The sequence below is a fragment of the Kineococcus xinjiangensis genome (genome assembly GCF_002934625.1).
GTDB lineage: Bacteria > Actinomycetota > Actinomycetes > Actinomycetales > Kineococcaceae > Kineococcus_A > Kineococcus_A xinjiangensis.
The window spans coordinates 120,869-146,603 of the sequence record NZ_PTJD01000008.1; the positions used below are offsets into that span (position 1 = coordinate 120,869).

The 25,735-nt window shown below is 74.1% G+C and carries 18 protein-coding genes and 1 tRNA gene; 8 read left to right on the plus strand and 11 right to left on the minus strand.

What is annotated here, in order from left to right:
- Positions 1-8: 8 nt before the first annotated feature.
- The 3 genes from CLV92_RS12480 to CLV92_RS12490 all read left to right on the plus strand — a co-directional run bounded on the left by CLV92_RS12480 (position 9) and on the right by CLV92_RS12490 (position 4,697).
- The gene (locus tag CLV92_RS12480) at positions 9-1,553 is read left to right on the plus strand and encodes an SDR family oxidoreductase (RefSeq protein WP_104433153.1); all 1,545 of its coding nucleotides are present in this window, start codon (positions 9-11) and stop codon (positions 1,551-1,553) included.
- A gap of 14 nt (positions 1,554-1,567) precedes the next feature.
- Entirely contained in the window at positions 1,568-1,993 is a 426-nt protein-coding gene (locus CLV92_RS12485; RefSeq protein WP_342762339.1) for a globin, read from the plus strand.
- Between the two features lie 64 nt (positions 1,994-2,057).
- Positions 2,058-4,697 (plus strand): cell wall-binding repeat-containing protein, encoded by a 2,640-nt coding sequence (locus CLV92_RS12490; protein ID WP_104433154.1) that lies wholly within the window; start codon positions 2,058-2,060, stop codon positions 4,695-4,697.
- A 119-nt stretch (positions 4,698-4,816) separates the two neighbouring features.
- On the opposite strand, the gene CLV92_RS12495 is transcribed toward CLV92_RS12490, so the two are convergent.
- Positions 4,817-6,331, minus strand: a complete 1,515-nt coding sequence (locus CLV92_RS12495) for an XRE family transcriptional regulator (RefSeq protein WP_104433155.1) — start codon at positions 6,329-6,331, stop codon at positions 4,817-4,819.
- Between the two features lie 173 nt (positions 6,332-6,504).
- On the opposite strand from CLV92_RS12495, the gene CLV92_RS12500 reads away from it, so the two are divergent.
- Both CLV92_RS12500 and CLV92_RS12505 read left to right on the plus strand, forming a co-directional pair.
- Positions 6,505-8,319, plus strand: coding sequence for a phosphoenolpyruvate carboxykinase (GTP) (locus CLV92_RS12500; protein ID WP_104433239.1), 1,815 nt, complete (start codon positions 6,505-6,507; stop codon positions 8,317-8,319).
- A gap of 140 nt (positions 8,320-8,459) precedes the next feature.
- Positions 8,460-10,118, plus strand: coding sequence for a glycoside hydrolase family 13 protein (locus tag CLV92_RS12505; protein WP_245886764.1), 1,659 nt, complete (start codon positions 8,460-8,462; stop codon positions 10,116-10,118).
- A 66-nt stretch (positions 10,119-10,184) separates the two neighbouring features.
- Here the strand turns inward: CLV92_RS12505 and CLV92_RS12510 are convergent, their stop codons facing one another.
- The gene (locus tag CLV92_RS12510) at positions 10,185-12,092 is read right to left on the minus strand and encodes a rhamnogalacturonan lyase (RefSeq protein ID WP_158257225.1); all 1,908 of its coding nucleotides are present in this window, start codon (positions 12,090-12,092) and stop codon (positions 10,185-10,187) included.
- Positions 12,093-12,216: 124 nt separating this feature from the next.
- Positions 12,217-13,182: a zinc-binding dehydrogenase gene (locus CLV92_RS12515; protein WP_104433156.1), complete on the minus strand. Its 966-nt coding sequence runs from the start codon at positions 13,180-13,182 to the stop codon at positions 12,217-12,219.
- A gap of 133 nt (positions 13,183-13,315) precedes the next feature.
- On the opposite strand from CLV92_RS12515, the gene CLV92_RS12520 reads away from it, so the two are divergent.
- Positions 13,316-14,230, plus strand: coding sequence for an acyl-CoA thioesterase (locus tag CLV92_RS12520; protein WP_104433242.1), 915 nt, complete (start codon positions 13,316-13,318; stop codon positions 14,228-14,230).
- Between the two features lie 19 nt (positions 14,231-14,249).
- On the opposite strand, the gene CLV92_RS12525 is transcribed toward CLV92_RS12520, so the two are convergent.
- On the minus strand, positions 14,250-16,112 hold the full coding sequence (locus CLV92_RS12525) for a GTP-binding protein (protein WP_104433157.1): 1,863 nt from the start codon (positions 16,110-16,112) through the stop codon (positions 14,250-14,252).
- Positions 16,112-17,029: a sulfate adenylyltransferase subunit CysD gene (gene cysD, locus CLV92_RS12530; RefSeq protein WP_281256931.1), complete on the minus strand. Its 918-nt coding sequence runs from the start codon at positions 17,027-17,029 to the stop codon at positions 16,112-16,114. The genes CLV92_RS12525 and cysD overlap by 1 nt, the downstream gene beginning before the upstream one ends.
- A gap of 476 nt (positions 17,030-17,505) precedes the next feature.
- Here cysD and CLV92_RS12535 point away from each other — a divergent pair, with 476 nt between their 5' ends.
- Positions 17,506-18,477, plus strand: a complete 972-nt coding sequence (locus CLV92_RS12535; protein WP_104433158.1) for a sulfite exporter TauE/SafE family protein — start codon at positions 17,506-17,508, stop codon at positions 18,475-18,477.
- A gap of 139 nt (positions 18,478-18,616) precedes the next feature.
- Here the strand turns inward: CLV92_RS12535 and ettA are convergent, their stop codons facing one another.
- Both ettA and CLV92_RS12545 read right to left on the minus strand, forming a co-directional pair.
- Positions 18,617-20,293, minus strand: a complete 1,677-nt coding sequence (gene ettA, locus CLV92_RS12540; protein WP_104433159.1) for an energy-dependent translational throttle protein EttA — start codon at positions 20,291-20,293, stop codon at positions 18,617-18,619.
- Positions 20,294-20,392: 99 nt separating this feature from the next.
- Entirely contained in the window at positions 20,393-20,869 is a 477-nt protein-coding gene (locus CLV92_RS12545; protein WP_158257226.1) for a single-stranded DNA-binding protein, read from the minus strand.
- A gap of 180 nt (positions 20,870-21,049) precedes the next feature.
- Here CLV92_RS12545 and CLV92_RS12550 point away from each other — a divergent pair.
- A tRNA-Arg gene (locus tag CLV92_RS12550) sits at positions 21,050-21,122 on the plus strand.
- A 103-nt stretch (positions 21,123-21,225) separates the two neighbouring features.
- Here the strand turns inward: CLV92_RS12550 and CLV92_RS12555 are convergent.
- From CLV92_RS12555 to CLV92_RS12570, 4 genes are all read right to left on the minus strand, one after another.
- Positions 21,226-22,503 carry a site-specific integrase gene (locus CLV92_RS12555; protein ID WP_104433161.1) on the minus strand — a complete coding sequence of 426 codons (1,278 nt, stop codon included), beginning with the start codon at positions 22,501-22,503 and terminating at the stop codon, positions 21,226-21,228.
- Entirely contained in the window at positions 22,500-22,784 is a 285-nt protein-coding gene (locus CLV92_RS12560; protein WP_211291092.1) for a helix-turn-helix domain-containing protein, read from the minus strand. The genes CLV92_RS12555 and CLV92_RS12560 overlap by 4 nt, the downstream gene beginning before the upstream one ends.
- A gap of 214 nt (positions 22,785-22,998) precedes the next feature.
- Complete coding sequence (locus CLV92_RS12565) at positions 22,999-24,699, minus strand: ATP-binding protein (RefSeq protein ID WP_104433163.1); 1,701 nt, start codon at positions 24,697-24,699, stop codon at positions 22,999-23,001.
- Positions 24,696-25,625, minus strand: coding sequence for a bifunctional DNA primase/polymerase (locus CLV92_RS12570; RefSeq protein WP_104433244.1), 930 nt, complete (start codon positions 25,623-25,625; stop codon positions 24,696-24,698). Before CLV92_RS12570 ends, CLV92_RS12565 begins: the two co-directional genes overlap by 4 nt.
- Positions 25,626-25,735 lie beyond the last annotated feature (110 nt).

Here is a 25,735-nt window from a genome sequence, read left to right on the forward strand (position 1 = left end):
CTGGCCCGGTGGACGCAGACGAGCACGCGGGCGACGACCAGCAGCAGCGGCCCGGTCCCCCCGCGGGGGCCGGGCCGCTGACGCTCGTGACGGGCGCGACCGGCTACATCGGCGGCCGCCTGGTGCCGGAGCTGCTGCGGGCGGGGTTCCGGGTGCGGGCGATGGCGCGCAACCCGGAGGCGCTGCGCGAGCGCCCGTGGTCGGGACGGGTGGAGGTGGTCCGTGCCGACGCGTCGAAGCCGGAGGACCTGGCACGCGCGCTGGAGGGCGTGGACGTCGCCTACTACCTGCTGCACTCGATGAACGACTCCCGCCGCTTCGCCGCGGCCGAGCGGCGCACCGCCCGCGGCTTCGGGCGGGCGGCGCGGGCGGCGGGGGTGGGACGCATCGTCTACCTCGGCGGTCTGCACCCGGAGGGCGAGGAGCTCTCGCAGCACCTGGAGTCGCGTCGCGAGGTGGGCGAGGTCCTGCTCGACTCGGGCGTGCCGACCACCGCCCTGCAGGCCGCCGTGATCCTGGGTTCCGGCTCGGCGAGCTTCGAGATGCTGCGCTACCTCACCGAACGGCTCCCCGTGATGATCACCCCGCGCTGGGTGCACAACCGGATCCAGCCGATCGCCATCCGCGACGTCCTGCGGTACCTGGTGGAGTCGGCGCGGATGCCGCCGGAGGTGTCGCGGACCTTCGACATCGGCGGGCCGGACGTCATGACGTACCTGGACATGATGCGCGGCTACGCCCGGGTGGCGGGTCTGCGGCCGCGGCGCATCCTCCCGGTCAACGTCCTGACGCCGAGCCTGTCCAGCCACTGGGTGGGGGTGGTCACCCCGGTGCCGAGCAGCATCGCCCGCCCGCTCGTCGACAGCCTCGTGCACGAGGTGGTCTGCTCCGAGCGCGACATCGCCCGTTGGGTGCCCGACCCGCCGGAGGGGCTGCTGGGCTTCGACGACGCGGTGCGCCTGGCGCTGCAGCGGGTGCGGGAGGCGGACGTCGTCACCAGGTGGAGCTCGGCGTCGGTGCCGGGGGCGCCCAGCGACCCGCTGCCGACCGATCCGGACTGGGCGGGCGGGAGCCTGCACGTGGACGAGCGCACGACGGCGGTGGCCGCGTCGCCGCGGTGCCTGTGGGAGGTCGTGGAGGGCATCGGCGGGGAGAACGGCTGGTACTCCTGGCCGCTGGCGTGGACGGTCCGCGGTCTGCTGGACCGCGCCTCCGGGGGGCCGGGCCTGCGCAGGGGGCGGCGGGACCCGCACGCGGTGCGGGTGGGCGACGCGGTGGACTTCTGGCGGGTGGAGGCGCGCGAGGAGGGCCGGCTGCTGCGGCTGCGGGCGGAGATGCGGCTGCCGGGCCTGGCGTGGCTGGAGCTGCACGTGGAGCGCGACCCCGCGGGCGGGACGGTGTTCCGGCAGCGGGCGCTGTTCCACCCGCGCGGGCTGGCGGGGCAGCTGTACTGGTGGTCGGTGACGCCCTTCCACGGCGTGGTGTTCGGCGCGATGCAGCGCAACGTGGCGCGCGCGGCGGAGCGGCGGGCGCGGGGCACACTGGTCGGGTGAGCCAGCAGCCGAACCTGCCCTTCGTCCGCCCGGTGGCCCTGAGCGGGCGCACCCCCGGGGAGGCCCGGACGTTCTACGACGAGGTGGGCGGCGCGGAGACGTTCGAGCGGCTGGTGGCGCGCTTCTACGAGGGCGTGGCCGGTGACGAGGTGCTGCGCCCGATGTACCCGGAGGCGGACCTGGCCCCGGCGGCGGAGCGGCTGCGGATGTTCCTGGAGCAGTACTGGGGCGGGCCGACGACGTACTCGGAGCAGCGGGGCCACCCGCGGCTGCGGATGCGGCACGCCTCCTTCACGGTCGGCCCCCTCGCTCGGGACCGGTGGCTGCTGCACATGCGCGCGGCCGTGGACTCCCTGGGGCTGCCGCCGGCGCAGGAGGCGGTGCTGTGGGACTACCTGGAGCGGGCGGCGCACAGCCTGCTGAACTCGTTCGAGGACTGAGCGGGACGGCGCTGCTCCAGACGGGTGGCTCAAGCGGCCCCGTCCGGCCGCCGATGGACGGAGCGTGACCTCCGACACCACCGCATCCCGCGCCGTCCGCCGTCCCCGCCGCCGCGCGGCCGCCTGGCTGATCGCCCTGGCGGCGCCCGCGCTGGCGTTCGCGGGGGCGGTCCCCGCGCAGGCGAGCGGGAGCGGCTACACCGTGACCGTGCGCGCCGGCACCGGCACGGCGGAGGCCCTGGTGGGGCCGTCGGGCGTCGCCTCGGACGCGGCCGGGAACCTCTACATCGCGGACACCGCGGACCACCGGGTGTGGAAGCTCTCCCGCGGCGGGACGCTGTCGGCCGTGGCCGGCGACGGCACGCAGGGCCCGTCCGTGGCGGGGCCGGCCACGGCCTCTCCGCTGAGCTCCCCGGCCGGGGTGGCCGTGGACGCCGCGGGCACGGTGTACATCGCCGACACGGGCAACCACCGCGTCCTGAGAGTGACGTCGAGCGGGGCGCTGACCTTCCTCGCCGGCACCGGCGTCGCGGGGGCCCCGCAGCCCGGCACCGCCGCCACCTCCCCGCTGTCCTCCCCCGGCGGCGTCGCGGTCGACGCGGTGGGGGCCGTCTACATCGCCGACACCGGCAACAACCAGGTGGAGAAGGTGACCGGGACGACGCTCTCGGTGGTCGCGGGCACCGGTCGGGCGGCGGCCCCGGTGCCGGGGGCGGCGACCGCCTCGCCGCTGTCGGCGCCCAGCGGCGTGGCCGTCGACGCCCTCGGCGACCTCTTCATCGCCGACCGCGGCAACCACCGCATCGAGAAGGTCACCGTCGCGGGCGTGCTGTCCGTCGTCGCGGGCACCGGCACGGCCGGAGCGGCGACGGCCGGGGCGGCGCTCTCCTCGCCGCTGTCCAGCCCCACGGGCGTGGCCGTCGACGCGGGAGGCAACCTCTTCATCGCCGACCGCGGCAACCACCGCGTGGAGAAGGTGGCGCCCACGGGGTCGCTCTCCCTCGTCGCGGGCACCGGCACCGCTGGAGCGGCGACGGCCGGCGCGGCGCTGTCCGCGCCGCTGGACGCCCCCGGAGGGGTCGCCGTCGACCGCGAGGAGCGCGTCTACGTGGCGACCGCCGGGACGTCCCCGCAGGTGGTGGAGCTGACGTCGACCGCCGCCGCGACCGGGCCGCACGTGACGTCCGCGGCACCGCCGGTGGCCGCGGTCGGCGCCGCCTACTCGCACCGGTTCACGGCGACGGGCTTCCCCACCCCGTCGTGGACGGTGCTGGGGACGCTTCCCGCGGGCATGGTGTTCAACGGCAGCACCGGCGTCCTCTCCGGCGCACCCACCACCAAGGGCAGCACGACGTTCACGGTGCGCGCCACCAACTCCACCGGGCACGACGACCAGATCGTGACGCTCGTCGTCGGCACCCCCCCGGGCGCGCCGGCGAAGCCCACGGCGGTCGACGCCCCTGCCGGCGTGACGCTCACCTGGACCGCACCGACCGCCGCGGGCGACTCCCCCGTCACCGGGTACTCCGTCATCCCGCACCGCGCGGGCACGGCGGGCACCCCGGTGGTGTTCACGAGCACCGCCACCACCCAGAAGGTGACGGGGCTGGAGGCAGGCGCCTCGTACACGTTCACCGTCGCGGCGGTGAACTCCTTCGGTACCGGTGCGGCCTCGCCCGCCTCGGACGCGGTCGTGCCCGCACCCTCCGGCGGCGCGGTCGTGCCCCCGGCCGCGGGGCTGCACCGCTTCGACGGGGCGGACCGGGTGGCGACGTCGGTGCGGGTCTCGAAGGCGCTCTTCCCCGCGGCCGGCTCGGCGAGGGCCGTGGTCGTGGCGACCTCCACCAGCTACGCGGACGCCCTCGGGGGGGCTCGGCTGGCCTCGGCGTCCGCCGCCCCGCTCCTGCTGACGGGCACCGGCACGCTGCAGGCGGACGTCGCGGCGGAGGTGAAGCGCCTGCTGGCGGAGGACGGCACCGTCTACGTCCTCGGCGGCCCGGGCGCCCTCTCGGCTCCGGTGGAGTCCGCCCTGAAGGCGCTGTCGGCGAAGTACGTCGTCAAGCGGCTCTCGGGTGGCGACCGGTACGCGACGAGCATCGCCATCGCCGACGCGGTGGCCGCACCGGCGACCGCCCCGATCTACCTGGCCAGCGGCACCGCCTACCCGGACGGGCTGGCCGTCTCCGCACTGGCCGCCCGCACGGGCGGGGTGGTGGTCCTCACGGAGGGCCCGGTGATGCCGACGGCGACGCGGGCGTACCTGGAGAAGCACGACCCGACCGGGGCGCGCACGGTGCCCGTCGGTGGCCCGGCGGCCGCAGCGGCGGCGCAGCTGCCGACCGCGGCGGCGATCGCGCCGCGCGCCCTCGTGGGTGCGGACCGCTACGACACCGCCCGTCTCGTGGCGGAGCGCTTCGTCACGGCGCCCGCGCCGGGTTCCCCGACTCCCGCGCCCGTGAAGGTCGTCGGCCTGGCCCCGGGCCAGAACTGGCCGGACGCCCTGGTGGGTTCCGCCGCGATGGGCAACCTCGCCGGCCCCCTGCTGCTCAACATCGGCGACACGCTGCAGCCGGCGACGAAGACGGCCCTGACGACGCTGACGAAGGGCGGCGCGGTGAGCACGGGCGTCGTCTTCGGCGGGCGCGACGCGCTCAACGAGGGCGCGGCGACCGCCTTCGACGCGATGGTGCCGGACCCCAAGTAGGCCCGCTGCCACCCGCTCCCCCCGGCGGCGGTGACGTCCTGCCGCGCGACACGCCCGTGTCGCGCGGTGGGACGTCACCGCCGCCGCGTCCTCGCCGTCACTCGCGGGTGGCGTGCTCCTCAGTCGCGGGGTGCGTGCTTCTCCAGGAAGGCGTACACCTCGGCGTCGTCGACGCCGGGGAACGTGCCGGCGGGCAGCGGCGCGAGGATCTGCGCGTGCAGGGCGGCGCTGGGCCAGGCCCTCCCCTCCCACTGCCGCGTCAGGTCCACCGGGGGGCGACGGCAGCAGGACTCGTCGGGGCAGCGCGACACCTGCCGCACGCTGGTGTCGCGGCCGCGGAACCACTTCGCGTGCAGGTAGGGCACGCCGACGGTGATGGAGAACTGCCCCGCGGTCTGGGTGCCCGTCTGGCTGGAGCACCAGTACGTCCCGGCGGGGGTGTCGGTGTACTGGTAGTTCTCCGTGGTGCGGTCCTGCAGGCCGAAGACGGTGCGCGCGGTCCAGCGCCTGCACACCGGCTGGCCCTCGATGGCACCGGTGGCGTCCTGCACGAACGGCGCGCCGTCGTTCTCGTAGCCGCGGTACAGGGCGCCGTCGTCGCCGACGCGCAGGAAGTGCACGGGGATGTCGAGGTGGGACGTGGCGAGGTTCGTCAGGCGCTGGGCGGCGGCCTCGTGGGTGACGCCGAACGCGTCGCGGAAGTCCTCCACCGCGAGGTCCTTGGCGTTCTTGGCGGTGGAGAGGAACTCGACGGCGACGCCGCGGGGCATGAGGCAGGCGGCGGCGAAGTAGTTGATCTCCAGGCGCTGTCGGAGGAAGTCGGCGTAGCTGGCGGGGTGCTCGTGGCCGAGGATCCGGTGCGCGATGGCCTGCAGCGCCAGGGATCGCAGGCCGTGCCCGCCGGGGATCGAGGCGGGCGGCAGGTAGATGCGGCCGTTGGCGAGGTCGGTGACCGTGCGGGTGGAGTGCGGCAGGTCGTCGACGTGGATGATGCGGAACCCGAGCAGTTCGGCCATGCGCGCCACCGTGCGGTGGGTGAGCGCGCCGACGGTGTACCCGGCCTCGCGCACCATGGTCTCCGCGAGCTCCTCCAGCTCGGGCAGGTGGTTGTCGACCGTGCGCATCACCAGGCGGATCTCGGTGTTGGCGCGACGGGCCTCCTCCGGGGTGGCGTGGGAGGCGTTGTGCCGGCGTGCCAGTTCCGCGTGCAGTGCGACAAGGGACTCGAGCGCGTCCATGGGCAGGGTCCGGCCGGGGCGGACGGGTTTGATCCCGAGTCCGGCGAAGAGGGGGCTGCGCTGGGCGCGGTCGAGCTCGATCTCCAGTGCGGCGCGGCGGTCGGGCGGCGGCTCGGGGCTGACGAGGTCGGCGACCGGCACCGAGAGGGCCCCGGCGAGGGCGGTGAGCAGCGACAGCCGCGGCTCGCGCCTGCCGTTCTCGACGAGCGACAGCTGGCTGGGGGTGGCGCCGGCCCGGGCTCCGAGGTCGGCCAGGGTCAGCCCGCGCTGGGTGCGGAAGTGGCGGATGCGCCGCCCGAGGGTGACGGGGTCGACCGTCTCGGGCGCCGGAGGCGGTGCGGCGCTCTCCTGGGGGGCGCCGATGTGTTCGAGGGCTGCGACGCGGACTCGGGCCATAGGAGTTGACCGTAGCGAAACTTTGGCGATTCTTACACCCGTCCGGGTTTGAAGACGGCACCTCAGGCCGCCAGGATCGAAGAACACCGATCACCCAGCGACCGGAGGATCCCGTGACCGCGACCGTGACCAGCACCGCCCCCGACACCGCCGTCCGCACCGCCGGGAGCGACCTGCAGGTCTCCCTCCCCACCCGCAACCGCCGCCTCGCGGAGTGGGTGGGCCGCATCGCCGCGCTCACCCAGCCGGACCGGGTGGTGTGGTGCGACGGCTCGGAGGAGGAGTGGGAGCGGCTGACGTCGCAGATGGTGGACTCCGGCACCCTCATCCGCCTCGACCCGGCCAAGCGGCCGAACAGCTTCCTCGCCCGCTCCGCGCCGAGCGACGTGGCCCGGGTGGAGGACCGCACGTTCATCGCCTCCCGCCGCAAGGAGGACGCCGGTCCGACGAACAACTGGCGCGAGCCCACCGCCCTGCGCGAGGAGCTCGACGCGGTGTTCGAGGGCTGCATGCGCGGGCGCACCATGTACGTGGTGCCCTTCTCGATGGGCCCCCTCGGCGGCCCCATGTCGCAGCTCGGGGTGCAGTTGACCGACTCCCCCTACGTCGTCGTGAGCATGCGCACGATGACGCGCATGGGCGAGGGCGTCCTCGACCTCATCGACGAGGACACCGAGTTCGTGCCGGCCGTGCACAGCGTCGGGTACCCGCTGGTGGACGTCCTCGGCCGCGCCCGCCCCGACGTGCCGTGGCCGTGCAGCGACCTGAAGTACATCGCGCACTTCCCCGAGACGCGGGAGATCTGGTCCTACGGCTCCGGTTACGGCGGCAACGCCCTCCTGGGCAAGAAGTGCTTCGCGCTGCGCATCGCCTCGGTCATGGGCCGCGACGAGGGCTGGCTCGCCGAGCACATGCTCATCCTCCGCATCACCTCCCCCGAGGGGCGCCGCTTCCACCTCGCCGCAGCGTTCCCCTCGGCGTGCGGGAAGACGAACCTCGCCATGCTGCAGTCGAAGCTGCCGGGCTGGCAGGTGGAGACCATCGGCGACGACATCGCCTGGATGCGCCCCGGCCCGGACGGGCGCCTGCGCGCCATCAACCCGGAGGCGGGGTTCTTCGGCGTGGCGCCCGGCACGGGTGAGTCCACCAACCCCGTCGCCGTGGAGATGCTGCGGGAGAACACCATCTTCACCAACGTCGCCCTGACCGACGACGGGGACGTGTGGTGGGAGGGGCTCACGGACGAGGTTCCCGAGCACCTGACCGACTGGCGCGGGCAGGACTGGACGCCGCGGTCCGCCACTCCGGCGGCGCACCCGAACTCGCGTTTCACGGTCTCCGCAGCCCAGTGCCCGTCCATGGCCGCGGACTGGGAGGACCCCGCCGGCGTGCCGATCGACGCGATCCTCTTCGGTGGCCGCCGCGCGAGCAACGTGCCCCTGGTGACCGAGGCGCTCAGCTGGGACCACGGCGTGTTCCTCGGCGCGACGGTCTCCTCCGAGCGCACCGCCGCCGCGGAGGGCACCGTCGGGGAGCTGCGCCGCGACCCGTTCGCGATGCTGCCCTTCGCCGGCTACCACATGGGCGACCACTGGCGGCACTGGCTGCGCGTGGGCCGTGACCTGCCTGCGCAGACCCGGCCGAAGATGTTCGCCGTGAACTGGTTCCGCAAGGGCGCCGACGGCCGCTTCCTGTGGCCGGGTTTCGGCGAGAACGCCCGCGTGCTGGCGTGGATCTGCCGGCGCGTCGAGGGCAGCGCCGCCGCGGCCGCGTCCCCGATCGGCTGGGTCCCGGCGCGCGACGCCCTCGACCTGGACGGGCTGGACCTGCCCGAGGACGACCTGGCGCAGCTGTTCGCGGTCGACGGCGACAGCTGGCGCGCGGAGTGCGACGACACGGAGACGTGGCTGGAGCAGTTCGGCCCGCGGGTTCCCGTGGAGGTCTGCGACCAGCTCGAGGCGCTGCGCTACCGCCTCTCGGCGCTGTAGGAGCGCCGCCCGAACGCGCCCCCGCGGCGGCCGGTGTCCCGGGCAGGGACCGGCGGCCGCGGGGGCGTTCCCGTGCGGGGAGACCTGAGTCCGCGAGCCGGGAGGTCTGAGCGGCGGCCGGCCTCGGGCAGGATGTCGCGGTGACCTCCGCGAACCGCTCCCCGGCAGTGCAGGCGCCCTGGTGGCACGACGCCGTCATCTACCAGGTGTACCCGCGCTCGTTCGCGGACGCCGACGGGGACGGGGTGGGGGACCTGCCGGGCATCACCTCCCGGCTGGACCACCTCGCCGCCCTCGGGGTCGACGCGGTGTGGTTGTCGCCGTTCTACCGCTCCCCTCAGCGCGACGCCGGCTACGACGTCAGCGACTACCGGGACGTGGACCCGGTGTTCGGAACCCTCGAGGACGCCGACGCGCTGCTCACCCGCGCGCGCGAACTCGGCCTGCGGGTGGTGGTGGACCTCGTCCCCAACCACACGTCCTCCGACCACCCCTGGTTCGGCGCGGCCCTGGCCGCAGGCCCCGGGTCCCGGGAGCGGGCCCGCTACGTGTTCCGCGACGGCCGCGGACCGCGCGGCGAGCAGCCCCCGAACAACTGGCGCTCGGTGTTCGGCGGGTCGGCGTGGACGCGGGTGGTGGAGCCCGACGGTCGCCCGGGGCAGTGGTACCTGCACCTCTTCGACAGCAGCCAGCCCGACCTCGACTGGACCGACCCCGAGGTCGCCGACGAGTTCGACGCCGTGCTGCGGTTCTGGCTGGACCGCGGTGTCGACGGGTTCCGGGTCGACGTCGCGCACGGCATGGTCAAGGCGGAGGGCCTGCCCGACTGGGACCACGAGCAGGCGCTGCTGCAGGGCAGCACCCCCAGCGGGGAGCGCCCGCCCATGTGGGACCAGGAGGGCGTGCACGACATCTACCGTCGCTGGCGCCAGGTGCTGGACTCCTACCCGGGCGACCGCATGATGGTCGCCGAGGCGTGGGTGGCGCCCCAGGAGCGCCTGACGCGCTACCTGCGGGGCGACGAGATGCACCAGGCCTTCAACTTCGACCACCTCAAGGCGCGCTGGGGGGCGCGGGAACTGCGGGAGGTGGTCGACTCGACGCTCGCGGCGCACGCGGTGGTGGGTGCTCCCGCGACGTGGGTGCTGTCCAACCACGACGTCCTGCGCCACACCAGCCGCTTCGGGTACCCCCCCGAGCGCATGCCCGCCGGGGGCGTGGGCCCCGACGACCCCCAGCCCGACGCCGACCTGGGGCTGCGGCGGGCGCGGGCGGCGACGCTGCTGATGCTGGCACTGCCCGGGGGCGCCTACCTGTACCAGGGCGAGGAGCTGGGGCTTCCCGACCACACCACGCTGCCCGACGAGGTGCGGCAGGACCCGCAGTTCGCCCGCACCGGCGGTGCGGACGTCGGCCGGGACGGCTGCCGGGTGCCGATCCCGTGGTCGGGGACGGCGCCCTCCTACGGGTTCGGCCCCGCTCCGGCGGCGTGGCTGCCGCAGCCGCCGTCGTGGGCGGAGCTGTCCGTCGCCGCGCAGGAGGGGCGGGAGGGCTCGACCCTCGAGCTGTACCGCGGCGCGCTGCGGCTGCGCCGGGAGCTGCGGCTCGGCCTGGGCGGGGTGCGCTGGCTCGGTCCGCGCGAGGACGTGCTGGAGTTCGCCAACGGCAGCACGACGGTCGTCGCCAACCTCTCGGGGGAATCCGTGGACCTGCCCGCCGGGGAGGTGCTGCTGGCGAGCGCACCCCTGGTGGGCGGGCGCCTGCCGGTCGACGCGACCGCCTGGATCGCGGCGGGCTGATCCGTGCCCACCGCCGCCTTCCGCGCACCTGGCGCGGGAGGCGGCGGTTCGTCGGGACCGGACCTGCTAGGGGACGAGGCGGATCGGCGGGGTCGGGGCGGCGGCCATACCGAAGCCCAGGAAGTAGCTCGTGTGCGGGGGCTGGTTGTACCCGACGTTCTGCCAGGCGATGCCGAGCCGGTACACCGGGTCGTGCAGCAGGGTCGGCATCCGGTGCTGGGTCCTGTAGGGCGTGCTGTACAACCGCAGGGCCCTGCTGTCGGACGTGCGCCAGATGACCTCCTCGCGCCAGTCGCCGAACAGGTCCGCCTGCAGCACCGGGCTGCCCTTGGTGTCGTTGTTGGACTGCGTGCCCGTGGCGGTCAGCAGGTTCGTCACGGTCGACGTGGCCGGGTTCCACTCGTCGATGCGCCCGACACCCGTGCGCGTGGCATCGTCGAAGTCGTGGTCGAGGATCTCGTAGCCGAGGTCGCCGTCCCACTGCACGACGAAGTTCGCGGCGGGGATGGCGTTGGACAGCAGCTGCCCCCGAGCGGTGAACAGCCAGCCGACGCGGCTGTTCCACGGCCCGTCGACCGCCCACGCCTCCGCGCCCGGGTGCCCCGGGTCGATGTCGGCGGCCACACCGCGGCCCGTGTCCTGCCCGGTGCGCCGGCCCCAGAGGATCTGCCCCGTCCGGGCGTCGCGCATCTCCAGGCCGTAGGCGGCGTCCTTGCTCTCGTGGACGGAGAAGACCTCCAGACCGGGGCGGGCCGGGTCGTGGTCGGAGAGGTGCTGCGCATCGCCGTGCCCGAGGCCGGTCGTGTGCAGTCCGCGCCCGTCGTCGTCGACGACCATCGACCCGTACGTGATCTCGTCGCGGCCGTCGGCGTCGACGTCGGCCACGGAGAGGGCGTGGTTGCCCTGACCGGCCCAGGCGGGACCGTTGGTGCTGCTGTTGGAGTCGAACGTCCAGCGCCTCGTCAGCGCACCGCCCCGGTAGTCGAACGCGGCGAGCACGGTGCGGGTGTAGTAGCCGCGGGCCATGACGATGCTGGGGCGCTCCCCGTCGAGGTAGGCGACCCCGGCGAGGAACCGGTCGACGCGGTTGCCGTAGCAGTCACCCCAGCTGCAGACGTCCCCGCGGGGCGGGACGTAGGACTGCGTGGCCAGGGCGGCACCGGTGACGCCGTTGAACACCGTCAGGAACTCGGGGCCGGTGAGCACGTAGCCCGAACTGTTGCGGTAGTCGGCGTTCGGATCGCCGATGACGCGCCCCGTCCCGTCGCGGGTTCCGTCGGCGGTCTTGGCGACGACCTCCGCCCGGCCGTCGCCGTCGAGGTCGTAGACGAGGAACTGGGTGTAGTGGGCGCCCGCGCGGATGTTGCGCCCCATGGAGATCCGCCACTTGCGGGTGCCGTCGAACTCGTAGGCGTCGAGGAACACCTCACCCGTGTAGCCGGCCTTGGAGCTGTCCTGGGAGTTGCTGGGATCCCACTTGAGGACGATCTCGAGCTGCCCGTCGCGGTCGAGGTCCGCGACGCTGGCGTCGTTGGCCCGGTAGGTGTACCTGCTGCCGTCGGGGTTCGTCCCGTCGGCGGGCTTGGTCAGCGGGATGTCGCGATGGGTGCCGGACCACGCGGTGACGGCCGTGCTGCGCGCCTGCTCCACGCCGTTGACGACGGCGCTCACCTGGTAGGACGCCCCGGCGGTTCCGGAGGCGTCGAGGTGGTTGGTGCTCGCGGTGATCGGCTGGGACGTCAGGCGGGTGCCGTTGCGGTACACGTGGAAGCCGACGGTGCGGGCCTCGGTGCCGAGGAGGCGCCAGCTCACGAGCACGCCGGCGGTCGTGGTGACGGCCACCGTCCCCCGGTCGAGGCGCTCGGCCTGGCGCAGCAGCGGGGCGGCCTCCGCCGGGGCCGCGCCACCGGCCGCCAGGAGCGAGGCGGCGAGCGCGAGGGGGACGAACGGGGCGGTGCGACGTCGTCGGCGCACGGTTCCTCCAGCATCAGCGGGGAAAGCGATTGCCGAGACATTGACAGAGAGTGAACTCTGATCGCAAGAGTTCGGCTGAGGGGTTCCGCCCCCGCCGCAGGGGAATCTCCTCGCGGGACTCCGCTCAGACCGTGACGACGACCTTGCCGCGCGCCTGCCCGCTCTCCAGCCGCTCGAACGCCGCGCGGGCCTCGGGAAGGGGGTGCACGGAGTCGACGGCGGGGGCGAGGTCGCGCAGCTCGCAGAAGCGCACCATGCGCTGGAACTCCTCCAGGGTCCCCATGGTGGAGCCCAGCACCCGCAGCTGGCGGAAGAAGACGTGCTCCAGCTGCGCGGGGGCGTCCCCCCCGGTGGTGGCACCGCAGACGACGATCGTGCCGCCGGGGCGCAGGGCGCGCACGGAGTGCTGCCAGGTGGCCTTGCCCACGGACTCCATGACGGCGTCGACCTTCTCCGGCAGCCGCTCCCCCGCCGCGAAGCCCCGGTCGGCGCCCCACGCCACGGCCTGCTCCACCCGCTCGGGATCGCGGCCGGTGACCCACATCCGCAGGCCGGCGGCGGAGCCGAGCGCCACCAGCGCGCTGGACACGCCCCCTGCGGCGCCCTGGACGAGGACCGTCTGCCCGGGGGTGGCCTGCGCCTGGGTGAACAGCATCCGGTAGGCGGTCAGCCACGCCGTGCCCAGGGACGCCGCGCGCTCGAACGTCCAGGAAGCCGGCTTGGCGACGAGGTTGCGGGCGGGGACGAAGACCTCCTCGGCCAGCGTGCCCGGGTGCAGCTCCGAGAGCAGGGTGCGGCCGGGGTCGAGGGTCTCGTCACCGCGCCAGTCGTCGGAGGAGACCACGGCGTGGACGAGCACCTCGCGGCCGTCGTCGGTGACGCCGGCCGCGTCGCAGCCGAGGACCATCGGGAGCAGCTTCGCGGGCAGGCCCGCCCCGCGCAGGCTCCACAGGTCGTGGTGGTTGAGGGCCGCGGTGCGCACCCGCACCCGCACCCAGCCCTCGGGCACGGCACCGGGCGGGCCGTCGGCGACCTCGAGGCCGGACAGCGGTTCCTCGGCGGACTGGCGGACTGCACGGGCGGCGAGCACGGACCGACGCTAGCCCAGCGGTGCCCGCCGCGCCGCCGAGGACGCCGGCCGCGGCGACGCGACGGTGCGCGGTGGCGGGGGTCACGTCCGCCCGCACACCCCCGCCCCGGTGCCCGCGGGTAGCGTCGGCTCCATGGCCAGCACCCCGGAAGCGACGCCCCCGAACGGCTCGAGCGACCCCGCCGCGGAGGCCGAGGGCAAGCTGCGCCGCCTGCTGTCCGTCGTGGAGCTGGAGCCGGTGCAGGGCCGGCCCGACGTCTTCCTGGGGCAGAACCTGCCGCAGCCGCACGGGCGCGTCTTCGGCGGGCAGGTGGTCTGCCAGGTGGCGCTGGCGGCGGGGCGCACGGTCGAGCCGGACCGGGTGCTGCACTCGATGCACGGGTACTTCCTGCGCCCGGGCGACGTCTCCGAGCCGGTGGAGCTGTCGGTGGAGCGGCTGCGCGACGGCCGGTCCTTCAGCGCCCGCCGCGTCCAGGCGCTGCAGAGGGGCGAGCCGATCTTCTCGATGATCGCCTCGTTCCAGACGCCGGCCGGGGGGCTGGAGCACTCGGAGGAGATGCCGGACGTGCCCGGCCCGGACGAGCTGCCCTCCGACGACGAGCTGCTGGCGGACATCGACCACCCGCTGGCGAGGCAGTGGCGGGAGGGGCGGCCGGTGGAGGTCCGCCACGTCCAGGCCCCGCCGTACCTGCCCGCACCGCCCGCGGCCCCCGGGGAGACGCGGGCGGTCTGGATGCGGGTGCCCGGCCGGCTGCCCGACGACGACCTGCTGCACCGCGGCGTCCTGGGCTTCGTCTCCGACTACGTCCTCTTCGAGCCGGTGCTGCGCCGCCACGGCCTGATCTGGGCCACCCGCGGGATGAGCGTGGCGAGCCTGGACCACGCGCTGTGGTGGCACCGGCCCGCGCGCGTCGACGAGTGGCTGCTGTACGTCGTGGAGAGCCCGGCGGCCACGGGCGCCCGCAGCCTGATGACGGGCCGGTTCTTCAGCGCGGACGGCACCCACGTGGCCAGCGTCGCCCAGGAGGGCATGATCCGGCTGCCGTGAGCGGGCGCCCGCCCGGGGCTCAGTCCCGGGCGGGCGCCTCGAGCAGCGGGTGCCCGGCGAGGGCGGCGAGGACGCGCTCGGCGACCTCCTCCGCACTGCCCGCCCCGGCGTGCACGTGCACGTCCGCGGCGTGCTCGCCCACGGCCGTCCCCGTCCGCTCGCCCGAGAGGTCCACCACGGCGCAAGGCAGCCCGGCGGCGGCGTGCAGGGCACGCGCCGTGGACGGGGACCCGGCGGCACCGGCGACGGCGACCGCGCCGGCGTCGGCGAAGAGCCGGGCGAGGTCCGCGACGCGGCGAGTGCGCTCGATGCCGTCGCCGGGCCCGTCGCCGAGGTCCTGCAGCAGCCCGTGCCGCACCGCGGGCGCGTCCACGACGTACGCGAGGCGCCCCGCGGCCAGCAGGGCCCGCTCCAGCGCCGTGGCGACGGTGGCGGCCGGGCCCGCGGGCAGGCCTGTCAGCCACAGGGTGCCGCCGCGCTGGCCGGTAGCGGCGGCGCGCTGCTCCCGGCTCACGGCGGAGGGGTGCCAGACCGCGTCGGCGGCGGCCGCCGCGACGGTGGCTGCGTCGCGGGCCTCCAGCACGGTGCCGGCGCCGACGGTGTCGTTCGACGTCTCGTCGATGAGGATGAAGGCGCCGGTCTCGCGGTTGCGCGCGTACGGGTCGGCGAGGACGACGGCGCTCGTGCGCAGGGTGACGGTGCCGATGTCGTTGAGCGCCAGCTCTGCCGGGTCGGCGGAGGTGTCCAGCGTCTCCGGGTCGAGGCGGTCGTGGAGGCGCTGCACGATGGCGCGCACGGTCCTGCTCGTGTGCTTCAGCGCCACGCGGTCGCCGACGCGCAGGGGCCGCTCGCTCATCCAGCAGATGCTCGTGACCAGCTCCCGGGCCGCCGGCGGGGTGTCGGCGGGCGAGACGAGCAGGTCGCCGCGGCCGACGTCGATGTCGTCGGCCAGCGCCACCGACACCGACAGCGGCGGGATCGCGACCTGCCGCTGCGCGTCGAGGGTGTCGAGGGCGGTGACCCGGCTGCGGGAGCCGGCGGGCAGGACCAGGACCTCGTCGCCGACGGCGAGGGTGCCCGCGGCCATCCGGCCGGTGTAGCGGCGCCGCTGCTGGCGCCCGTCGGGGCCGGCCTCGGGCCGCGAGACCCACTGCACCGGCAGCCGCAGCCCGCCGACGCCGTGGTCGGGCGGGGTGACCTCGACGGACTCAAGGTGCTCCATCAGGGTGGGGCCGTCGTACCAGGGAGTGTTCGCCGAGCGGTGCACGACGTTGTCGCCGTGCTTGGCGGCGATCGGCACGACGAGCAGCTCGACACCGCCGAGGCGCTCGGCCACGTCGTGCAGCTGGGCGGCGACCTCCTCGAAGCGGGCCCGGTCGAAGCCGACGAGGTCCATCTTGTTCACCGCCGCCACCAGGTGCGGCACGCCCAGCAGGGTGGCGATGCGCGCGTGGCGGCGCGTCTGGCGCAGCACGCCCGCGCGGGCGTCGACGAGGAGCACCGCGACGTGGGCGTTGGAGGCGCCGGTGAACATGTTGCGGGTGTAGCGCTCGTGGCCGGGGGTGTCGGCCAGGACGAAGTTGCGCTTCGGCGTGGAGAAGAACCGGTACGCCACGTCGATGGTGATGCCCTGCTCCCGCTCGGCGCGCAGCCCGTCGGACAGCGCCGCCAGGTCGGGCACGCCCTCGGCGTCGCGCACGGAGTCCAGGTGGTCCAGCGGCAGGGAGTCGGTGTCGTGGAGGATCCGCCCGATGAGGGTGGACTTGCCGTCGTCCACGGAACCCGCGGTGGCCAGCCGCAGCAGCTCGCGCGGAGCGCGTTCCGCGACGGGAGCGGTGGCGGGAGCGGGGACCGCGCCGGGGGCGCCGAGCAGTTCGGTCATCAGAAGTACCCCTCGCGCTTGCGGTCCTCCATCGCGGAGGCGGACGTGCGGTCGTCGGCGCGGGTCTCGCCGCGCTCGGAGGTGGTGGCCCGGGAGATCTCCGCCATCACACCGGTGATGTCGGTGGCGGTGGAGCGCACCGCGCCGGTGATGGTGAGGTCGCCGACGGTGCGGTAGCGGACCATCGCCTCCTCGAGAACTTCTCCGGCGCGCGGCCGCACGAACTCGGATTCCGCCAGCAGGATGCCGTCCCGCTCGAAGACCTTGCGGGAGTGGGCGAAGTAGATGGAGGGGAGTTCGAGCTGCTCCAGCTCGATGTAGCGCCAGACGTCGAGCTCGGTCCAGTTGCTCAGCGGGAAGACCCGGACCTGCTCCCCGCGGCGGATGCGGCCGTTGTAGAGCGACCACGGCTCCGGCCGCTGGGCCCGCGGGTCCCACTGGCCGAACTCGTCGCGGAAGCTGAGCACCCGCTCCTTGGCCCGCGCCCGCTCCTCGTCGCGACGGGCACCGCCGAACGCGGCGTCGAACCCGCCGGCGGCCAGCGCGTCCAGCAGCGTGCGGGTCTGCAGCCGGTTGCGCGAGGAGCCCGGGCCGCCCTCCTCGCGGACGCGGCCGGAGTCGATGGCCTCCTGGACCGACGCCACGATGAGGCGGTGACCCGCCTGCCCCAGCCGGCGGTCGCGGAACTCGATGACCTCGGGGAAGTTGTGGCCGGTGTCCACGTGCATCATCGGCATGGGCGCGGGAGCGGGCGCGAACGCCTTCTCCGCCAGGCGCAGCAGCACGATGGAGTCCTTGCCGCCGGAGAACAGCAGCACGGGCCGCTCCAGCTCCGCGACGACCTCGCGGATGATGTGGACGGCCTCCGCCTCCAGCACGCGCAGCTCGTCGACGACGGTCGAGGAGGTCATCGCCACCTGCTCCTTCCGGCCAGGTCCGCGGGCCCCGGCGTCCCGCCGGGGGCGGGGACGCCACCACCGCGGGAGGCGGTGGGCGCGCCGCAGCGGCGCGAGGGGATCGGCATGCGTTCAAGGGTATAGCGGCGCGGCGACGGGCCGGACCACCCGCGGAGTCCGCATGCTGAGACGGAGCGTCCACCATCCGTCTCGTCCAGCGCACGCCCGGATTGACACCACTCCCCCGCATCGGCACTCTTCGAGACATGCGCGCGACCGGGCTCCTCGTCGAGCTCCGTCTGACCGCTCGCCACCACGTCGACCTGCGACGGTGCGCGAGCGCGATCTGTTGCGCCCCCACTCCCCGCTGAGGCGTTCCCCCGCACCTGACGGCCCCTGAGCCGAACCGCGCCGCCCCTCCCGGCCGCGCCCCGTGCCCCCGCCCCCACTGGCCGCCCGACCGCGCCCGGTGCACCCCCGCGGAGTGATCCCACCCCATGCGCTCGCTCGTCCTCCTGGCCATCGTCGGACTCGCCGCCCAGCTCGTCGACGGCAGCCTCGGCATGGCTTACGGCGTGACCTCCACGACCCTGCTGCTCGCCATCGGCGCCAGCCCCGCCGCTGCCTCGGCCAGCGTGCACCTGGCCGAGATCGGCACCAGCCTGGCCTCGGGCGTGTCCCACTGGAAGTTCGGCAACGTCGACTGGAAGGTCGTCGCCAAGATCGGCATCCCGGGTGCGCTGGGCGCCTTCCTGGGGGCGACGGTGCTCTCCAGCATCTCCACGGTGGCCGCGGCGCCCGTGATGGCGCTCATCCTCATCGCGCTGGGCAGCTACATCCTCATCCGGTTCACGGCCTTCGGGCTGCCGCGCCGCACCCTCGACAAGCCGCTGGGCAAGAGGTTCCTCAGCCCGCTGGGGCTGCTGGCCGGCTTCATCGACGCCACGGGCGGCGGCGGCTGGGGCCCGGTGGGCACGCCCGCCATCCTGGCCAGCGGCCGGCTGGAGCCGCGCAAGACGATCGGCTCCATCGACACCTCGGAGTTCCTCGTCGCCCTCGGCGCCAGCGCCGGATTCCTCCTGGCGCTGGGCTCGCAGGGCATCAACTTCGCCTGGGCGCTGGCGCTGCTGATCGGCGGCGTCATCGCCGCCCCCATCGCGGCGTGGCTGGTCCGCCACCTGCCGCCGCGCATCCTCGGCTCCGCGGTCGGCGGGATGATCATCCTGACGAACACCCGGTCGCTCATCCGCAGCGACTGGATCGACCAGGGCGACAACCCCGTCCGCTTCCTCGTCTACGGCCTGATCGTCGCCGTGTGGGTGGCGGCGTTCGCCCACTCCCTGCGCGAGCACCGCAAGACGCCGGCCGCCGACGCTCCCGTGGCCACCAGCCAGGCGGAGCAGCGGCAGGCCGAGCAGGACGAGCGCGCCGGGCAGGAGCAGCGGGGCACCCAGCCGGACCCCGTCTGAGGGGCGCGAGACCACCCGTTCGGAGGACCGCCCCGGCACTGCACGCGGACGTGAGCACCGGGGCAGGGACCCGAGGACGAGACGAGGAAGGGCCCCCGGGGATTCCCGGGGGCCCTTCCTCGTCTCCCGCCGGAGGCGGTCAGTCGCGCGTCAGCTTGCGGTAGGTGACGCGGTGCGGGCGGGCCGCGTCGGGCCCGAGCCGCGCGATCTTGTTCTCCTCGTAGCTGGCGAAGTTGCCCTCGAACCAGTACCAGCTCGCCGGGTCCTCCTCGGTGCCCTCGTAGGCGAGGATGTGGGTGGCGACCCGGTCGAGGAACCAGCGGTCGTGGCTGACGACCACGGCGCAGCCGGGGAACTCCAGCAGCGCGTTCTCCAGGCTGCCCAGCGTCTCCACGTCGAGGTCGTTCGTCGGCTCGTCGAGGAGCAGCAGGTTGCCGCCCTGCTTGAGGGTCAGCGCGAGGTTCAGGCGGTTGCGCTCACCACCGGAGAGCACCCCCGCCGGCTTCTGCTGGTCCGGGCCCTTGAAGCCGAACGCCGAGACGTAGGCGCGCGAGGGCATCTCGACCTGACCGACCTGGATGAAGTCCAGGCCGTCGGAGACGACCTCCCAGAGGGTCTTGTTCGGGTCGATGCCGCCGCGGCTCTGGTCGACATAGGAGATCTTGACGGTGTCTCCGACCTTGAGGTCGCCGCCGTCGAGCTCCTCCAGGCCCACGATCGTCTTGAAGAGCGTGGTCTTGCCGACGCCGTTGGGGCCGATGACCCCGACGATGCCGTTGCGGGGAAGCGAGAACGACAGCCCGTCGATGAGCGTGCGGTCGCCGAAGCCCTTCTTGAGACCCTTGGCCTCGATGACCTGGCTGCCCAGGCGCGGGCCCGGCGGGATGGAGATCTCCTCGAAGTCGAGCTTCCTGGTGCGCTCGGCCTCGGCGGCCATCTCCTCGTAGCGGGCGAGGCGGGCCTTGGACTTCGTCTGGCGGCCCTTGGCGTTGGAGCGGACCCAGTCCAGCTCCTCCTGCAGGCGCTTCTGCAGCTTCTGGTCCTTCTTGCCCTGGACCTTCAGCCGCTCGGACTTCTTCTCCAGGTAGGTGGAGTAGTTGCCCTCGTAGGGGTAGGCGCGGCCGCGGTCCAGCTCGAGGATCCACTGCGCGACGTTGTCGAGGAAGTAGCGGTCGTGGGTGACGGCCAGGACGGCGCCGGGGTACTTGGCCAGGTGCTGCTCCAGCCACTGCACGCTCTCGGCGTCGAGGTGGTTGGTGGGCTCGTCGAGCAGCAGCAGGTCCGGCTTCTCCAGGAGGAGCTTGCACAGCGCGACGCGGCGGCGCTCACCGCCGGAGAGGTTGGTGACGGGCGACTCCGGCGGCGGGCAGCGCAGCGCGTCCATCGCCTGCTCGAGCTGGGAGTCCATGTCCCACGCGTTGGCGTGGTCCAGGGCCTCCTGCAGCTCGCCCATCTCGTTCATCAGCTCGTCGGTGTAGTTGGTCGCCATCTCCTCGGCGATCGCGTTGTAGCGATCCATCTTCACCTTGAGCTCACCGAGGCCGTCCTGGACGTTCTCCAGGACGGTCTTCGACTCGTCGAGCGGCGGCTCCTGCAGCAGCATGCCGACGGAGTAGCCCGGCGAGAGCCGGGCCTCGCCGTTGGAGGGCTGGTCCAGGCCAGCCATGATCTTCAGCACGCTCGACTTGCCGGCGCCGTTGGGGCCGACGACGCCGATCTTGGCGCCCGGGTAGAAGGCGAGCGTCACGTCGTCGAGGATGACCTTGTCGCCGTGCGCCTTGCGCGCCTTCTGCATCGTGTAGATGAACTCGGCCATGGACCCAGGCTAGTCGCTCCGCCCCGCGGCGCCGCCGCCCCGCTCCCGCGGCCGGGGAAGCGGCCACGGGAGCGGGACCGGCGCCCCGGCTCGCCCCGCTCAGCCCACGAGGACACGCGCGGGATCCGGCAGCGGCTCCCCCGGTGCCGCCGGGACCTCGTCGAAGCTGGCCGCGAGCGCGTCGGCCGCCTCCCGGTGCGCGGGCTCGGCCCGCTCCACCTTCGACACCCGCTGGAAGTCGCCCACGCCGTACTGCAGGTCGTGGCCCACGGACGCGGCCTCGATCTCCAGGCTCCAGCGGCGCACCCCCTCCACCTCGTACTCGCGCACCCGCAGCCGTCCCTGCACCGCCACCGGCTGGCCCTTGCGCAGCGAGCGGGCCGCGTTGAGGGCGAGGGAGCGGAAGCAGGTCACGGTGAACCACGTCGTCTCCGCGTCGTACCAGCGGCCCTCACCGTCGCGCCGGCGCAGCGTGGAGGCCAGCCGGAAGCTCGTGATGGGCGTCGTGTCGTTGACCACCACGTGGCGCACGTCCGTCGTCACGTTGCCCGTCACCGACACCTGGATCTCGTTCACGTCGTCCTCCCCTTCCCCGCACCCTGCGGGGTCGGTCCGAGGCTGCGGCCCGCGGCGCGGTCGCGGGGACGCCCCCGCTCCCGGTGTGGACCCCGGGGCCGATCCGACCGCTGTGGACGGCTCGGGAGTCGCCAACACGAGCGGTCCGGGCGGGGGTGCGGCGCTAGGCTCAGCGCCCTGGCGCCCGTAGCTCAGCGGATAGAGCACCCGACTTCTAATCGGACGGTCGAAGGTTCGAATCCTTCCGGGCGCGCCCTCTCCCCCGGCCTGCGAGGCGCTGACCTGCAGGAACGCGCCCCAGGGAGGGCGCGGGCGGTGGGCTCGCCATCCGACCGGAGCCCCTTGTCAGCAGACTGTCAGCAGCGGTGCTGCGTGAGCAGCTTCGTCGCGGCCTCGACCTGCTCGGCCGCGGCCCTGCGGAGCATGTGGGCGTAGACCTGACGGGTCACGTTCGGTGAGGAGTGCCCCAGGATCATCTGGACCACCTCGATGGGCACCCCGCCTGCGATGAGCAGGGAGCACGCCCCGTGCCGGGCGTCGTGCAACCGGATCGGCGGGAGGCCGCACGCTGCCGCGTGCACGGTGAACGCCTCGGTGACGGCACCCGGCCGCAGCGGGGTGCCGTCCACCTCGCAGAACACGAGACCGTGATCGGAGTAGTCCGGCCCGAAGTCCGCCCGCTCTTGCTGCTGCGCCTCGTGGTGACCGCGCAGCGCCTTCTGCGCTGGACCAGCCAGGGGGACCCATCGCCGTCCGGCCTGGGACTTCGGCCCCTTCACCAGCCGCCCTACGTGCTCGCGACTGCAGTGCGGGCAGACGCGGTCCTCGGGGCGGATGTCCTTGCTGGGCACCTCCACGATCGTCTGCCGCACCGTCAACCCGAGGTAGCCGGTGTCCAGGTCGCTCCAGCGCAGCCCGCACAGCTCTGCCCGGCGCAGCCCGGCGTAGGCGGCCAGTTCGTAGAGCGCGGCCAGGCGGTCTCGCGCGACATGGCCGAGGAAGGCGGCGGTGGACTCGGGCTCCCACAGGCGCAGCTCCCGGTGCTCGCGTTCCGGCAGGGCATCCATCCGGCCCTGAGCCGGGTTCGCGAGGACGAGCCCTCGGCGTACGGCCATGGAGAGTGCGGCCCGCAGCGTGCGGCGGTAGCCATCCACCGTCGCAGCAGTCCGCACGGGCACCGGACGGCCACGCCGTCCGGTGCGAGCAGCCGTGATCGGCCGGCACAGATCCGCCAGGACGGCCTCGACGTGGCGCCGCTGGAGGTCGCGTAGCCGCATGTGCCCGACGCGGGGCTTCCAGACGTCGCGGACGTGGCCGCGGTAGTTGGCCATGGTCTTGGCCGAGCGGCGCTGGCTCAGTTCTCCGAGCCACTGGTCCAGCCACTCCCCCACGGTGGTGCGCTGGTCGTCGGTCCAGGTTCCCGAGTTGAGTCGCGACAGGACGTCGGTCAGCTCCGCTTCGGCCTCGCGGCGGGTGCGGAAGCCGGACTTGGCGACCTGCTTGCGCTTGCCGGTGACGGGGTCGGCGTCGAGGCGGACGAAGTAGGTCCAGGAGCCGTGCGCCTTGCGGCAGTCCTTGACCGTGCGTCCCTCGGCGTCGCGGCACTGGCACCGCTTATAGACGGCGCCCCTCACCAGCGCACCTCCGTCCCGGTGCTGCGCAGCGACGCGGGTTCGGGCGCCTCGTTGAGCCAGGTGTCGAAGCGGTGCCGGGCGATGATCCAGCGGCTCCCGACGCGGCGGGCGGGCAGCTCGCCAGCGCGCAGCAGGGCGTAGACGGTCGCGCGGGACAGGCCGAGCACGCCGCAGACCTCCGCGACGGTGTAGGTCGCGCGAGCGACCGAGACGGGAGTGGCTCGGTAGTTGCTGAGACGGGTGACAGACGCCAAGGCGAGGTTCGGGTGCGGGGCGCTCAAGGGGGTGTTCCTCCGGTGTCGGTGGCGCGGGCGGTTGGGGGCGTGTCCGAAAGGCCGGGAGAACGGCGTCACTGCCGTCATCGCCGTCACATGCGGGTATTGGTGCAGGTCAGGGGCTCGCGGTCGGTGACGGCGGGGGTGACGGCGTGGTGACGGCATGGCGGGGTCGGTGACACCAGTGACGGGGCGGTGCCGTGACGGTGTCACCGCCCCGTCACCCGTCGCGGGGGTGTTTGTGCAGGTCAGGACGCCGGGTGTCGGCAGTGACGGCGATGACGGCGGATTCCGGCCGTATCGGAAAGGTGGGGGTCTGCGCCTCCTCCCCCCGCCTGTTGACGTCGTCGGTGGGGGGCGTGCGGCGAAGGTTGAGGAAGCGACCGGCGCCGGTGCGCTGCTCGGTCACCTCGATGCCGGAGGCCCGTAGCGCGGGGGCGAGGCGTCGCAGGCTGCCGCCGAGGACGCTGGCGTTCTTCGGCCAGTTCCTCGGTCGCGGGTCGGGGGCGTGGTCGTTGAGGGTGGCCAGCAACTCCGTGGAAGTTCCGGACCAGCCGACCGCCTGCCGGTCGAGGAGGTCTCGGACCGCGGTGGCGAGGGGGTCGGCTTCCATGACGGCGCGGTTGGCTTCCTCCGCCCGCGCCAGGTACGCGGCCAGGGTGGTCCAGCCGGTGACGGCGTCGAGGGCTGCGAGCAGGCGGGCGAAGTCGGCCATGCGCGGCAGTTGGGGGAGGTGGACGTCGGGCAGGGCGGCGAGGACCTCGGCGAGCAGGTCCAGCAGCCCGGCCAGGGTCAGGGGTGCGGTGGCGCGGTAGTCCGTCTCCACGTCGGCGTCGGGGCGGCGCCGCTGCGGTGGGATGCGTTCCAGCTCGACGGGGATCATCCGCTCGGCGAGGTCCCCGGCAAGGGCGCCGGCGTCGATGCTCGTGAGTGCGATGACCCGGCGGAAGGACAGCACGGTGACGTCGTCGTCGGTGAAGAGGGAGCGGTCCACGATGCCGTCGCCGGTGACGGCCTTGCACAGGGTGTCGCTGAACCAGGCCGGGATGGTGGAGACGTTGTCCAGCGCCACCGTCCACGACGCTGCTGCCGTGACGGCCCAGGACTTCACGTCCTTCGGTGCGGAACGCAGGGGTGCGGGTGAGGGGTCGAGGATGCGCACGCAGAACTTCGCCGCAGTCGACTTCGCCGTCCCCTGCTCCCCCAGCAGCGCCAGGATCGGATGCGGGATGTCGGGCACGAGGGCGGCCAGCAGCCAGCCGACGACGAGGGAGAACCCGGCGTCATCGACGTTGAGCAGCCCCCGGAACCCCGCCAACGCCGCGACTCCACGGGGGCGGTGCCCCATCGCGGGCACCGGGAGCGCAGAGGTCAACGCGGTGCGGCGGAACAGAACTGGCGAGGTGTCCTCGATGCCCCACCAGCCCGGCCCGATGACGACGACGCGGCCGGTGGGGTCGCCCAGGTCCAGGACCACCCCAGCACTGCCCGGCTGCCCCGACATCGAGCCGGTGTCGGGGCGGGGTGCGTAGGAGGCGACCCGCAGAGCGACCTCGACCGCGGGACGGCCGGCGGCCATGCCCTCCAGCACGCCCATCGCGTCGGTCAGGGCCGAGCCGCCGGGAGCGGTGCCGGTGTGGGCGTAGAACGTCCGCGCCAGGCGCTGGCGGAGCCCGTCACGGCCCCGCAGCGGCAGGGCGATCTCCGGGCCACCCCGGTCCACGGCGTACGCCTTGCCGTCGCTGCCCTGCACCAGGCGATAGGACTCCTCCGCGAGTCTGACGAGCTTGGTGGCCTGGGAGGGGGCGGCCTCCTTGTTCGCTGTGCCCTTGCCCGGCGCGCCGGCCTGCTGCGGTGCCTGCCGCTCCTCCTCGGCTGCCTGCGGGGGGCGCTGCTCCTGCTCGGGGGCGTGGGTGTTCACGCAGCGGCCCCGGGCAGGGAGCGGGGACGGCGGGCGCCGACGCGCAGACCCGACGTGATGGTCCGGTGGGCCTCGGCGGCGGTGAAGCCGTCGCGGCCGACGTGGACGGCGGCGGCCTGGTCCAGCACCTCACGCACGTAGGCATCGCTCACCGCGCCGCCCGCGACGAGCTGGCCCAGCGCGATGGCGGCGACGAACAACGCGCGGTTGCGCTGCCCGCACGGCGCCTCCTCCACCCGCCGAACCTCCCGGGCGATGGCCGAGCGCAGGTAGGCCGCCTGGCGGCGAGAGACGACGCCTGGCCGCAGTCGGATCGCTGTGGGCTGGTTCACCGGGAGAGGCGCCGGGCGCAGTCGCTCGGACAGCCATGCAGGCAGCGGGACGGGTGGGCGGCGGTCGAGGACGACGTAAGGGTTGCCGTTCACGGCACTGCCTGGCGCGAGGACGTAGCCGCCTGCGGCGCGGGTGTCGATGTGCGGGGCGAGGCGCCCGGCGCTGTTGCGCAGTTCCTGCCTCTGGGGGACGAGGTGGTAGCGGTGGAACCCGCCCCGCCCGGTCAGGACGGTGAAGGTGTCGGGCACCTCGTGCCCGGCCTCGTGGGCGAGGTGGCGCAGTTCCCGCTCCCCGCTGCAGTCGGGGTCCTCGCCCTCCTTGGGGACGTCGAGATCCACGACGAGAAGGCCGGAGGGGCCGGTGGCGATGCCGATGTTGAACGGGATACGCGACCACCAGGTGATGAGCATGTCCGGGTCGAGCGTCGCCTTGGACTCCCACCCGCAGACGGACGGGACCTTCGTGCCGGGCAGGAGCGGGAAGACGTGCCAGCCCCGCCGGACGCAGCTCCTCGCAGCGGCCAGGAGGGCAGCGGGGGCGGGGTAGGTCTCGGCCCGGTTGGTGGCGGCAGGGTTCTCGGACGGCTGGACCACGGGGGGTTCCTCCACATCGAGTTCGTCACGGTGAGTAGCGAGCGGTGGGCATAGGAATGCCCGGGGACTGCAGGGTTAGAGGGTCGGGCGACGGCCCGGAAAGGTGTCCT

Coding starts and splice junctions, on each gene's coding strand:
- CLV92_RS12495 (WP_104433155.1), bottom strand. CDS start 6,331: ATGGCCCGAGTCCGCGTCGCAGCCCTCGAACACATCGGCGCCCCCCAG.
- CLV92_RS12520 (WP_104433242.1), top strand. CDS start 13,316: ATGGCCAGCACCCCGGAAGCGACGCCCCCGAACGGCTCGAGCGACCCC.
- CLV92_RS12525 (WP_104433157.1), bottom strand. CDS start 16,112: ATGACCGAACTGCTCGGCGCCCCCGGCGCGGTCCCCGCTCCCGCCACC.
- CLV92_RS12535 (WP_104433158.1), top strand. CDS start 17,506: ATGCGCTCGCTCGTCCTCCTGGCCATCGTCGGACTCGCCGCCCAGCTC.
- ettA (WP_104433159.1), bottom strand. CDS start 20,293: ATGGCCGAGTTCATCTACACGATGCAGAAGGCGCGCAAGGCGCACGGC.